Source organism: Photobacterium damselae, assembly GCF_003026815.1.
GTDB classification, from domain to species: domain Bacteria; phylum Pseudomonadota; class Gammaproteobacteria; order Enterobacterales; family Vibrionaceae; genus Photobacterium; species Photobacterium damselae.
On the sequence record NZ_PYOG01000019.1, the window covers coordinates 12,706 to 25,328 of the forward strand.

Below are 12,623 nucleotides of genomic sequence, written 5' to 3' on the forward strand. Positions count from 1 at the left end.
GATAGTCATGACAGAACGTAATTTCCTAATTGAGCTAGGTACAGAAGAGCTACCACCAAAAGCACTTCGTACTCTGGCTGAAGCTTTTGCTGCTAACTTTGAGGCAGAACTAAAAGCTGCAGATCTAGCGCACAATGGCATTGAGTGGTTTGCGGCTCCTCGCCGTTTAGCACTTAAAGTTAATGCGCTGGCTGAAAACCAACCAGACAAAATTGTAGAAAAGCGTGGTCCGGCTATCGCTTCTGCTTTTGATGCTGACGGTAACCCAACAAAAGCAGCACAAGGCTGGGCTCGTGGTAATGGTATTACTGTAGAGCAAGCTGAACGTCTGGTAACAGATAAAGGCGAATGGCTACTGTTCAAGCAAGAAGTTAAAGGCCAAGAAGCAAAAGCGCTACTTCCTGAACTTGCTACAAATGCACTAGCTAAGCTACCAATTCCAAAACCAATGCGTTGGGGCGATAAAGAAACACAATTTATTCGTCCAGTGAAAACTCTAACCATGCTGCTTGGTGATGAGCTTGTTGAAGGCACTATTCTTGGTGTGGATTCAGCTCGCACTATTCGTGGTCACCGTTTTATGGGTGAAAGCGAGTTCACTATCGATAATGCTGATCAGTACCCTGCAATTCTAGAAGAGCGCGGTAAAGTGATGGCTGATTACGAAGCTCGTAAAGCTATCATTGTTGCCGATGCACAAAAAGCCGCTCAAGAAGTAGGTGGTATCGCAGACCTTGATGATGAACTAGTAGAAGAAGTAACTTCTCTTGTTGAATGGCCTGTGGTTCTAACCGCTTCTTTTGAAGAGAAGTTCCTAGCTGTTCCTGCTGAAGCTCTGGTTTACACCATGAAAGGTGACCAGAAGTACTTCCCTGTTTATGATGCTGAAGGCAACCTGGTTCCTAAGTTTATCTTTGTATCAAACTTAATCTCGAAAGATCCAAGCCAAATCATCGCAGGTAACGAGAAAGTGGTTCGCCCACGTCTTGCTGATGCTGAGTTCTTCTTTAATACTGACCGCAAGCGTCCACTGATTGATCGTCTACCTCAACTAGAGACAGCAATCTTCCAGCAAAAGCTAGGTACTATTAAAGATAAAACAGATCGCATCACCGAACTTGCTGGCTTTATTGCAGCAAAAATCGATGCTGATGTTGATAACGCAAAACGTGCCGGTCTGCTATCTAAATGTGACCTAATGACCTCAATGGTATTCGAATTTACCGATACTCAAGGTGTTATGGGTATGCACTATGCTCGCCACGATGGTGAAGCAGAAGAAGTAGCATTAGCTCTTAATGAACAATACATGCCTCGCTTTGCCGGCGATGAGTTACCAAGTACTGGTGTTTCTGCTGCAGTAGCAATGGCAGATAAGCTAGATACATTAGTAGGTATCTTCGGTATTGGCCAAGCACCAAAAGGCAGTGACCCATTTGCACTACGTCGTGCAGCACTAGGTGTATTGCGTATTATCGTTGAAAAAGGCTATAACTTAGATCTTGTTGAGCTTGTTGCAAAAGCACATGAGCTATACGGTGATAAGCTAAGTAACGATAATGTTGAGTCGGATGTTATCGAGTTTATGCTTGGTCGTTTCCGCGCTTGGTATCAAGATGAAGGCTTCAGCGTTGATGTTATTCAAGCAGTATTGGCTCTACATCCAACCAAGCCTGCTGACTTTGACCAACGAGTGAAAGCGGTATCTCACTTCCGTGAATTGGATGCAGCTGAATCACTAGCAGCAGCCAACAAGCGTGTTGGTAATATCTTAGCGAAATTTGACGGTGAGCTTCCTGCACAATGGGATAACGCTCTACTGGTTGAAGATGCAGAGAAAACACTTGCCGCTGATATTGCAGCAATGCAAGCAACTCTAGAGCCAGCTTTCGCTGCGGGTAACTACCAGCAAGCACTGACTGAACTAGCAAGCCTACGTGAACCTGTTGATGCGTTCTTTGATAACGTAATGGTTATGGCAGATGACGAGAAACTAAAAGTAAATCGTCTAACTATGCTTAATGCCCTTCGCAATATGTTCCTACAAGTTGCAGATATTTCTCTACTACAGAAATAATCTCAATTGATATAACAAAGCCCGCCTCTGTGCGGGCTTTTTTTATCATCAAAAAACTCTAATCTTTGATCATCACTGTTTCACGTGAAACAATGTTATTGATGTTTTTCTGCTCTCTTTTCACACTCGCCGCAATAAGGTATGTTGAGCAAACACAACATCATAAATCCCCCAGCACTAGATTGGATGGGTTATAAAAACATTGAGGTTTGCAAAGACACATGGAGTTCTCAACCTTTGGCGACAAGTTCGCTCGCTATTCCAGTATTGCTCAGTTAATGGATGACTTAAATGATGGCCTGCAAGACCCCAATGCCATCATGTTAGGTGGCGGTAACCCAGCTCAAATACCAACAATAAATGCCTATTTCACTCAATTACTCAGTGAAATGGCCGCATCGAGTGAGTTAACGCAAGCGATGAGCAATTACGATGGGCCGCAAGGAAAAAATCGATTTTTGATCGCACTGGCAGCTATGCTCAAGCAGCAGTATGGTTGGGAGATCAGTGAACGTAATATTGTGCTAACTAATGGCAGTCAGAGTGCTTTTTTCAGCTTATTTAATTTATTAGCAGGAAAGTATCAAGATGGTAGCCATAAGAAGATTCTATTACCCCTATCTCCTGAATACATAGGCTATAGTGATGCGGGTGTTCATGATGATATGTTTATATCTTATCGCCCTGAGATCACTTTGTTAGATAATGGACTATTTAAGTATCATATCGACTTTTCAACCTTAACAATAACCCCCGATATCGGTGCTATTTGTGTCTCAAGGCCCACTAACCCAACAGGTAATGTGTTAACCGATGAAGAGATCGCAAAACTTGATACTCTTGCTCAACAGCACCATATCCCCTTAATTATTGATAACGCTTACGGCATGCCCTTCCCTGACATCATTTTTGCTGATGTGACACCCTTTTGGAACCCCAATACCATTTTGTGTATGAGCCTATCAAAATTAGGCTTGCCAGGCGTACGTTGTGGCATTGTGATAGCAAATGAAACTATAGTTCAAGCACTCGCGAATATGAATGGCGTACTTAACTTAGCCCCTGGCAGCGTGGGGCCTGCGGTGGCACACAAATTAATTGAGCGCAATGAACTGCTATCGCTAAGTCATCAGGTCATAAAGCCTTTCTATCAACGTAAAGCTACGCAAGCCGTCAGTTGGTTACAGCGAGCCATTCCAGATCCCAGATTTCGAATCCATAAGCCTGAAGGTGCAATTTTCTTATGGTTATGGTTTGATGAGCTACCGATTACCACAACAGAGCTGTATCGTCGTTTAAAACAAAGAGGCGTACTTATTGTTCCCGGAGAGTATTTCTTTATTGGTTTAGAAGACTCTTGGCAACACCAGCATCAGTGTCTGCGGATGAACTATGTCCAAGATGATGAAGTGATGAAACAAGGTATTGATATCATTGCGCAGGAAGTTAAAAAAGCCTATTTAGAACAATAAAAAAAACGCTGCCTTTTGGCAGCGTTTTTTATGATAAAAGCAAAAACTTATACGTCTAGATTTGCATTTAGAGCATTCGCTTCGATGAAGTTACGACGAGGTTCAACCTGATCGCCCATCAAAGTGGTAAACAACTCATCGGCAGCAACAGCATCGTTGATAGTCACGCGCATCATACGACGAGATTCAGGATCCATTGTTGTTTCCCACAGCTGATCTGGGTTCATCTCACCAAGACCTTTGTAGCGCTGTAGCGATAGACCACGACGAGACTCTTTATTTAACCACTCTAGAACTTCTTTAAAACTTGCTACTGGTTGCTTGCGCTCGCCACGTTGAACGTAAGCCGAATCATCAAGTAGACCATTTAGCACCTCAGAAAGATCAGCCAACTTGCTGTACTCTTTAGAGCAAATTAGCTCAAAGCTTAATGGATACTCATGATCAACACCGTGAGTACGCACCACAACCTTAGGTAAGAAGTGATTGTTCTCGCTATCAACAACAATATCAAATGTGTAGTGACTTTCACCTGATTGTTTCGCGTTAAGCGCTTCAATCACTGGCGTAACCCAAGCTTCAACTTGTGCACGATCAGATAGCATCTCAGCCGTTAGACGAGGTTGATGAACAAGCTCATTAAGAAGTAGCGTTGGGTAACGACGACTCATACGCTCAATCAACTTCATTGTGCTGTTGTACTGACCTACCAGATTCTCAAGAGCAAGACCTGCCATTGCTGGCGCACCTTCAGTAGTGAACAGCGCAGCATTTTCTAACGCAAGCGAAGTCTGGAACTGCTGCATATCTTCATCATCTTTGATGTACTGCTCTTGTTTGCCTTTTTTCACTTTGTAAAGCGGTGGCTGAGCAATATAGATATGACCACGTTCAATCAATTCTGGCATTTGACGATAGAAGAAGGTCAACAGTAGCGTACGAATGTGCGAACCATCGACGTCGGCATCGGTCATAATAATGATGCTGTGATAACGTAATTTATCTGGGTTGTATTCATCGCGGCCGATACCACAACCCATCGCAGTGATCAGGGTTGCCACTTCTTGTGAAGATAGCATCTTATCAAAGCGTGCTTTTTCAACGTTTAGGATCTTACCTTTAAGTGGCAAGATAGCTTGGTTTTTACGATTACGACCCTGCTTAGCACTACCGCCCGCAGAGTCACCCTCCACAATGTAAAGTTCAGACAAGGCAGGATCTTTTTCCTGACAGTCAGCAAGTTTACCAGGAAGACCCGCAAGATCTAATGCGCCTTTACGACGAGTCATCTCACGCGCTTTACGGGCAGCTTCACGAGCACGAGAAGCATCGATGATCTTCGTACAAACTGTTTTCGCATCACCTGGGTTTTCTAATAGGAATTCACCCAGCTTTTCGCCCATAGTCGATTCTACAGCCGACTTCACTTCACTTGAAACAAGCTTATCTTTAGTCTGGCTTGAGAATTTAGGGTCAGGAACTTTTACTGAAATAACAGCAGTTAGACCTTCACGCGCATCATCACCAGAAGTCGCCGCTTTCGCTTTCTTCGAATAACCTTCTTTTTCCATGTAGTTATTCAAAGTACGAGTCAGCGCGCCACGGAAGCCAGCTAAGTGTGTACCACCATCGCGTTGAGGAATGTTGTTAGTGAAACAGTAGATGTTCTCTTGGAAGCCATCATTCCACTGCATTGCCACTTCAACCGTAATGCCATCTTCTCGTTCAACATTGAAGTGGAATACTTTCTGGTGAATTGGTGTTTTATTGCGATTTAAGTGCTCAACGAACGCTTGAATACCACCTTCATACATAAAGTGGTCTTGTTTGCCTTCTTCACGCTCATCGTTAAGCTTGATAGAAACGCCTGAGTTTAGGAACGACAGTTCACGAAGACGTTTAGCTAAAATTTCGTATTGGAATGTTGTATTAGTAAAGGTTTCAGAGCTTGGCCAGAAACGAATGGTTGTACCTGTACGATCAGTATCACCAATCACTTCTAATGGTGCTTGAGGTACACCGTGGCGATAGATTTGACGGTGAATATGACCATGACGATAAATGGTCAATTCCACTTTTTCAGACAGTGCGTTCACAACGGACACACCTACACCGTGTAGACCACCCGAAACTTTATATGAGTTATCATCGAACTTACCACCAGCGTGCAGTACTGTCATAATAACTTCTGCAGCTGATACCCCTTCTTCTGGGTGAAGTTCGGTTGGAATACCACGGCCGTCATCGCTTACAGATACCGAACCATCTTCACAAATGGTAACAACGATATCTTCACAGTGACCAGCAAGAGCTTCATCGATTGAGTTATCGACAACCTCAAAAACCATGTGGTGCAAGCCAGTACCGTCATCAGTATCACCGATGTACATCCCTGGGCGCTTACGTACCGCATCGAGGCCTTTAAGCACCTTAATGCTTGATGAATCGTAATTGTTGGACATTGAGTTACTCTCGCTTAAATTATCCTGCGGTTATTTTACCGTGTTCTACTAAGAACATCTTACCTTTTTCATCCTGCATATCAGTTATTTGATCAGCACTGATCGCACTAATGAAAACTTGGGCGTGGGTCTCCTTTAATCGCTGCGCAAGCAACGCACGCCTGTGGCTATCCAGCTCGGAAGCAAAATCATCAATTAAATAAATACACTGTTTACCGGTCACTTCCGTCAAATGAAGCCCTTGCGCTAAACGAAGCGCACAAACCATTAACTTTAATTGCCCGCGAGACAACACATCTTCGACAGGCGTACCAGCAACTTTAATTCGTAAATCGGCTTTATGAGGACCACTTGCGGTATAACCGAGCTGACAATCGCGCTCAAAGTTACGACGCAATAACTCCCCATAAGGCGTCTCTTTTTCCCATCCTCGGTAGTATCCGAGTTGAATGTCAAATTCTGGCAAAAAGCCTAAACAAATTTCATTGGCTTTTTGTTTTACTGCGGCTAAGTAATCACTGCGCCACAGATCAATCTGCTCAGCCAATTGAGCCAATTCTTGATCCCAATATGAGAGTTCTCGATAACTGGTTGCGGTCTTAAGTAACGCATTACGTTGTTTGGTTAATCGTTTTAGTCGGCTCCAAGCTTGAAAGAACTTAGGCTCAACATAAAACACGCCCCAATCAATAAATGCACGACGAAACTTAGGCCCACCAATGAGTAGATCGAAACCTTCAGGGGTGATTAGCTGTAAAGGAAGAATTTGGGCTAATTGAGCGAGCTTCTGATTCCCTTCGCCAGCAATTTTTACTTCCGTTGTACCATCTCGCTTTTTATTAATGCCAACCGGTTGAGGTAATTGTGTCCCTTCTCCTTGAACCCGGCCATGAACAAAGAGTTCACTTTGCTCATGACGAATCACTCGACCCGTTAAATGGCTGCGAAAAGAGCGGCCATGACCTAAATAATGAACCGCTTCAAGCACACTGGTTTTGCCGCTGCCATTGGCCCCAATTAAGAAATTAAAACTGGGAGATAGTTCCAAATCGCAGTCAGCAATATTACGAAAATCTTTAACAATTAAACGTGTTAGTGCCATGAATTATAGTCTAATCGGCATGACCACATACATAGCGTCATCAACCGCATTATCTTCGAGCAACGCACTAGCATTCGCATCAGTTAAAGACATTTTGACCTGTTCACATTTCAAAGTGTTAAGAACATCTAGCACATAGCTAACGTTAAACCCAATTTCAATTGGCTCACCTTGATAATCAACATCCAAAAATTCTTCAGCTTCTTCTTGCTCTGGGTTATTAGCGGTAATGCGCATTTCACCTGCAGCTAAATTGACGCGAACGCCACGGAATTTTTCATTAGATAAAATCGCCGCACGAGAAAATGCTTTACGCAATTCATCACAACTTGCTGTAACAAACTTATTGCTATTTTGCGGTAAAACTCGGCGATAATCAGGGAAACGGCCATCAACAAGCTTAGAAGTAAAGACAAAGTTATTTACCGTTGCTCGCAGATTAGAACCGCCAATTTGAATCTGAACCGGCGCTTCTGGGTTATCAAGCAGACGCACCAACTCTAGTACCCCTTTACGAGGTAAGATAATCTGTTTTGATGGCACATCATACGCGGTATCGATGGCACACACAGCCATACGGTGACCATCTGTTGCCACTGTACGTAATAGTTTGCCATCGGTCTCAAACAACATGCCGTTTAGGTAATAACGTACATCTTGATGAGCCATTGAAAACTGTGTGCTATCAATCAACTGGCGTAAACGGCTCTGTTCCAGCTCAAATTCAACTTCACTTTGCCAATCATCGATATTTGGAAAGTCACTTGCAGGCAGTGTTGCTAATGAGTAACGACTACGACCAGAGCGGATCAGTGCGCGATCGCCTTCTACGGACACTGAAATGGTTGCACTATCAGGCAGTCCTCGGCAAATATCTAAGAACTTACGCGATGGGACAGTAATAGCACCGGCTTCAAACTCCCCTTCAAGGACAATTTTGGCAACCAGTTCTACTTCTAAATCGGTACCGGTTAAAGAGAGCAATCCCTCTTCAACTTGCAGCAAAATATTACCCAAAATCGGCAAGGATGGACGACCTAACGCACCAGATACTTGCTGTAAGGGCTTTAATAGTTGTTCACGGGCAAGAGTAAATTTCATATTAAGATGACAGTGTTCGAATTAGGTTAGAATAATCTTCTTTGATATCGTGGCTTTCTTCACGAAGCTGCTCAATCTTGCGACAAGCATGCAATACCGTAGTATGGTCGCGACCACCAAAAGCATCACCAATCTCAGGTAAACTGTGGTTAGTTAATTCTTTGGCCAGAGCCATCGCCATTTGACGAGGACGTGCCACGCTACGAGAACGACGCTTAGATAACATATCGGCCATTTTGATCTTGTAGTATTCAGCAACCGTTTTTTGAATATTATCTATGGTAACGAGTTTCTCTTGTAATGCGAGCAAATCGCGTAAAGCTTCACGAACAAAATCAATGGTAATGGCACGTCCAGTGAAGTTTGCATTTGCAATCACTCGGTTTAACGCCCCTTCTAGTTCGCGAACATTAGAACGTAAGCGCTTAGCAATAAAAAACGCCACTTCATCAGCCAAACGAATATTATGATCTTCAGCTTTCTTCATTAAGATAGCAACACGCGTTTCAAGTTCTGGCGGCTCAATTGCTACCGTGAGTCCCCAACCAAAGCGTGATTTTAGACGATCCTCTACCCCGTTGATCTCTCGTGGGTAGCGATCCGAGGTCAAAATGATCTGCTGATTGCCTTCAAGTAGCGCATTAAACGTGTGGAAAAACTCTTCTTGTGAACGCTCTTTATTGGCAAAAAATTGAATATCATCGATAAGCAACGCATCAACACTGCGATAGTAACGCTTAAATTCTTCGATCGCGTTATTTTGCAGAGCTTTCACCATATCTTGCACAAAACGTTCAGAGTGCATGTAAACCACTTTGGCATTGGGCTTACGATCAGCAATAGCATTACCCACAGCGTGTAGTAAGTGCGTTTTACCTAAACCAGTACCACCATATAAAAATAATGGGTTATAAGCCGCGCCTGGATTATCTGCCACCTGACGACAAGCCGCTAAACCTAACTGGTTAGATTTACCTTCCACGAAATTATTAAAGTTGTGTTTTGGGTTTACATTCGAGCGACAACCACCCGCTTGCTGTGCCGCTGGATGAGCAACGGCAGGTAGAATGTCTGCCGGCATTACCGCAGCTTCAATCGGAGCTGGGGCCGGAGTCACGACAGGGATCGGCGTTGGAGTCAGAATGGGAGCTGGCGCAGGCGTAATGCTTGGAGCTGAAATAGGCTTACTACCTACCTCAAAACGCAAGATCGGCACGTCCTGTCCACAAAACTCATTCAGTAGACGATTGATATTATTTAGGTACTTATCCCTAACCCAATCGAGAACAAAACGATTTGGCGCAAACAATGTCAGCGTATTATCGTTAAGTTCGGCTTGTAAAGGGCGAACCCACATGCTGAATTCTGTCGCAGGGAGTTCTTCCTGTAAGCGTTGAAGGCACTGCAACCAAAGCGAAGATGACAAGTTCGACTCCACACATTAAATAAACAAAACACAAAAGGGATGTAATTTTATACCCCTTAGCCTCGGATCGCCAGTAAGAAGATCGCAGATCCAGTGAATAAGATCGGACTTATTCACATAGATCTCACATCTTTTTGTCCGATCCGGCCATTTTTACGCAACTTTACCCACACAGCTATACACATTTTCAAGATCCAAGCAAAAATATTATATAGCAATAAGATAACGATCTTATCCACTTACTATTTACCCCACCTTTGGATATTCCATCCACAACATAAAAATCACTTGTGAGTAAGTCACTGTTTTATCGTTTTAAGCTCAATAAGTATGAGTAATCGGTTATTTCAAATAACTTAAAGTTATTTAAAAAACCTTTATATAACCAAGTACGATGACAGCCATAGCACAACACAATAAAAATACAGGAAGTCAGTTTATGAAAATTAGCCAATCTCTGCGTTTTGCCGCGATAACTTTTGCCTTAATCGGATCGAGCAGCATTTTTGCCGCAACAGAGGTCAAAGTTGGTATGTCTGGACGCTATTTCCCATTCACTTTTGTTAAGCAAGACCAATTACAGGGCTTTGAAGTCGATTTATGGCAAGAAATAGGTAAACGTAACGATTATAAAGTCGATTTTGTTACCGCTAACTTCTCTGGTTTATTTGGTTTATTAGAAACCGGACGGATCGATACGATTTCAAATCAGATCACCATAACCCCCGAACGCCAAAACAAATTTTTATTCTCGCAACCTTATGTCATTGATGGTGCTCAACTCGTCGTGCGTAAAGGAAACAATGCCATTACCTCAACGTCCGATCTCAACGGCAAAACCGTAGGCGTGAATTTAGGCTCTAACTATGAGCAACTGCTACGCCAACTACCTAATGCCGACCAGATCAATATCAAAACCTACGACACAGGTATTGAGCACGACGTAGCTTTAGGCCGCACCGATACTTTTGTGATGGATCGATTATCATCATTAGAAGTCATTAAAAAGGTCAACCTTCCGCTACAACTGGCAGGACAACCTTTTGAACAAATAGAAAATGCTTGGCCATTTAGTCGAACCGAGAAAGGGAAAAAGCTCCAACAAGAGGTTAACCAAGCTCTCGCCAACATGCGCAAAGACGGCACATTGCGTCAATTATCGGAAAAATGGTTTGCTAGTGACATCACTCAGTAAGTAGCCACTAACTTAATTAATCAAAGGAGATGGCGATGGGGTTTGATGTAAGTTATATGGTGTCGTTGTTGCCCATATTAGCCAAATACTTAACAACGACACTCTCAATGGCACTGTGGGGGATGATTTTTGCCTTATTCTTGGCCCTAGTGATTGCGTTGATTCGTATTAAACGTATATGGGGACTCAACAGCTTAAGTCTACTCTATATTAGTTTCTTTCGTGGGACACCTTTGTTAGTACAACTGTTTTTGTTCTATTACGGCCTACCGCAAGTTATTCCCGCTTTTGTAGGCCTTGATGGCTATAGCGCAGCAGTCATTGGTTTAAGTCTTCATTTTGCTGCTTATATGGCAGAAACCATTCGTGGGGCAATTTTAGGTATCGATAACAGTCAGTACGAAGCCAGCCTAGCAATAGGAATGAGTGAACAACAGGCGATGCGACGCATTATTTTGCCGCAGGCCATGCGTATCGCCTTACCTTCTTTGATGAACTACTTTATCGATATGATTAAATCGACCTCATTGGCGTTTGCATTAGGGGTTCCAGAAATCATGGCAAAAGCACAAATGGAGGCTTCATCAAGCTTTAGATTCTTTGAGGCATTCCTAGCCGTCGCCTTAATATACTGGTTAATAGTGATAGTGCTTACTCGCTTACAAACTTTGGCTGAAACTCGTTTAAATAAGGCGTATACCCGATGATAACGATAAAAAATCTGACCAAACGCTTTGGTGAACAGACTCTATTTTCCGATCTGAATCTAACGATAAAACCCGGTGAAATTGTGGCGATTATCGGTCCATCTGGAACAGGAAAATCAACATTATTACGTACCATAAACAGCTTAGAACAAGCCGATTCGGGTTCGGTTACCATTAATGATGTCTCTCTGCACTACCCTAAAACGAATGCACAACAGCGGCTAGCTTTGCGGCAACAAACTGGATTTGTGTTTCAAAATTACGCCCTCTTTCAGCATTTGACCGCCAAGCCCTCTTTCAGCATTTGACCGCCAAAGAGAACATTGCCGAAAGTTTAATTACTGTAAAAAAATGGTCAAAACAGCGCGCTTATAAAATTGCATTAAATATTTTGCAAGAAATTGGCTTAGCAGATAAAGCCGATTTTTATCCCATTGCACTATCTGGAGGACAACAACAACGCATTGGGATCGGACGAGCAATGGCTCAACAAGCAGAGCTGCTTTTATTTGATGAACCGACCTCAGCACTGGATCCTCAATGGGTTGGAGAGGTATTACTACTTATAAAAAAAATAGCTAAAAAACAACAAACTATGATTATCGTCACCCATGAAATGCAATTTGCCCGTGAAGTTGCTGACCGAGTGATCTTTATGGCTGATGGTCAATTTGTTGAACAAGGAACACCGGATCAGATCTTTACTCAACCACACGATCTGCGATTAAAAAAATTCTTAAATCAAGTTGGGATCTAAAAAGGATCCTTGCACAAAAACAAACAAGACGTATAATTCAGCGCCCATACTCATATGGGTATAATGATTGACTCTTTGTTGGTCAGTGATTACAATTCCGCCTCTTTGTTAGAGGCTAATGGTTAAACTGACCAATAAAGCCGTAACAACTTAAAAACTGATCAGTTAATTTTAAGGTAACAAAATGAGCAAACGCACTTTTCAACCTTCAGTTCTAAAGCGTAAGCGTACTCACGGTTTCCGTGCACGTATGGCGACTAAGAACGGTCGTGCAGTTATCAACGCACGTCGCGCTAAAGGCCGTAAGCGTCTATCTAAGTAATC

9 protein-coding genes and 1 pseudogene are annotated in these 12,623 nt (G+C 43.0%); 6 read left to right on the plus strand and 4 right to left on the minus strand.

Annotated features, from left to right (window positions below; translation table 11 throughout):
* Positions 1–7: 7 nt before the first annotated feature.
* Together glyS and CTN07_RS15220 are read left to right on the plus strand one after the other, a co-directional pair.
* Positions 8–2,077, plus strand: a complete 2,070-nt coding sequence (gene glyS, locus CTN07_RS15215; RefSeq protein ID WP_005302293.1) for a glycine--tRNA ligase subunit beta — start codon at positions 8–10, stop codon at positions 2,075–2,077.
* Between the two features lie 221 nt (positions 2,078–2,298).
* A complete protein-coding gene (locus CTN07_RS15220; RefSeq protein ID WP_005302290.1) occupies positions 2,299–3,549 on the plus strand; it encodes a valine--pyruvate transaminase in 1,251 nt (416 codons plus the stop codon).
* 47 nt (positions 3,550–3,596) lie between these two features.
* Here the strand turns inward: CTN07_RS15220 and gyrB are convergent, their stop codons facing one another.
* Genes gyrB through dnaA form a run of 4 tightly spaced genes read right to left on the minus strand, consistent with a single transcriptional unit; the run spans position 3,597 to position 9,640 of the window.
* On the minus strand, positions 3,597–6,011 hold the full coding sequence (gene gyrB / locus CTN07_RS15225) for a DNA topoisomerase (ATP-hydrolyzing) subunit B (RefSeq protein ID WP_036764618.1): 2,415 nt from the start codon (positions 6,009–6,011) through the stop codon (positions 3,597–3,599).
* Between the two features lie 19 nt (positions 6,012–6,030).
* Positions 6,031–7,113: a DNA replication/repair protein RecF gene (gene recF / locus CTN07_RS15230; protein WP_005302284.1), complete on the minus strand. Its 1,083-nt coding sequence runs from the start codon at positions 7,111–7,113 to the stop codon at positions 6,031–6,033.
* A 3-nt stretch (positions 7,114–7,116) separates the two neighbouring features.
* Positions 7,117–8,214, minus strand: a complete 1,098-nt coding sequence (gene dnaN / locus CTN07_RS15235) for a DNA polymerase III subunit beta (protein WP_005302281.1) — start codon at positions 8,212–8,214, stop codon at positions 7,117–7,119.
* A 1-nt stretch (position 8,215) separates the two neighbouring features.
* A complete protein-coding gene (dnaA, locus tag CTN07_RS15240) occupies positions 8,216–9,640 on the minus strand; it encodes a chromosomal replication initiator protein DnaA (protein WP_005302278.1) in 1,425 nt (474 codons plus the stop codon).
* 439 nt (positions 9,641–10,079) lie between these two features.
* Between dnaA and CTN07_RS15245 the strand changes: the two genes are divergently transcribed.
* The 4 genes and pseudogenes from CTN07_RS15245 to rpmH all read left to right on the plus strand — a co-directional run bounded on the left by CTN07_RS15245 (position 10,080) and on the right by rpmH (position 12,621).
* The gene (locus CTN07_RS15245) at positions 10,080–10,835 is read left to right on the plus strand and encodes an amino acid ABC transporter substrate-binding protein (protein WP_005302276.1); all 756 of its coding nucleotides are present in this window, start codon (positions 10,080–10,082) and stop codon (positions 10,833–10,835) included.
* Between the two features lie 35 nt (positions 10,836–10,870).
* Positions 10,871–11,542 (plus strand): amino acid ABC transporter permease, encoded by a 672-nt coding sequence (locus CTN07_RS15250; protein WP_005302273.1) that lies wholly within the window; start codon positions 10,871–10,873, stop codon positions 11,540–11,542.
* A pseudogene (locus CTN07_RS15255) lies at positions 11,539–12,299 on the plus strand (amino acid ABC transporter ATP-binding protein). The gene CTN07_RS15250 and the pseudogene CTN07_RS15255 overlap by 4 nt, the downstream one beginning before the upstream one ends.
* 184 nt (positions 12,300–12,483) lie before the next feature.
* Positions 12,484–12,621, plus strand: coding sequence for a 50S ribosomal protein L34 (rpmH, locus tag CTN07_RS15260; RefSeq protein ID WP_005302269.1), 138 nt, complete (start codon positions 12,484–12,486; stop codon positions 12,619–12,621).
* Positions 12,622–12,623 lie beyond the last annotated feature (2 nt).

Bases quoted from the DNA above. Each gene is read 5' to 3' on its own strand.
- glyS (WP_005302293.1), top strand. From the start codon at position 8: ATGACAGAACGTAATTTCCTAATTGAGCTAGGTACAGAAGAGCTACCA.
- CTN07_RS15220 (WP_005302290.1), top strand. From the start codon at position 2,299: ATGGAGTTCTCAACCTTTGGCGACAAGTTCGCTCGCTATTCCAGTATT.
- gyrB (WP_036764618.1), bottom strand. From the start codon at position 6,011: ATGTCCAACAATTACGATTCATCAAGCATTAAGGTGCTTAAAGGCCTC.
- recF (WP_005302284.1), bottom strand. From the start codon at position 7,113: ATGGCACTAACACGTTTAATTGTTAAAGATTTTCGTAATATTGCTGAC.
- dnaN (WP_005302281.1), bottom strand. From the start codon at position 8,214: ATGAAATTTACTCTTGCCCGTGAACAACTATTAAAGCCCTTACAGCAA.
- CTN07_RS15245 (WP_005302276.1), top strand. From the start codon at position 10,080: ATGAAAATTAGCCAATCTCTGCGTTTTGCCGCGATAACTTTTGCCTTA.
- CTN07_RS15250 (WP_005302273.1), top strand. From the start codon at position 10,871: ATGGGGTTTGATGTAAGTTATATGGTGTCGTTGTTGCCCATATTAGCC.
- rpmH (WP_005302269.1), top strand. From the start codon at position 12,484: ATGAGCAAACGCACTTTTCAACCTTCAGTTCTAAAGCGTAAGCGTACT.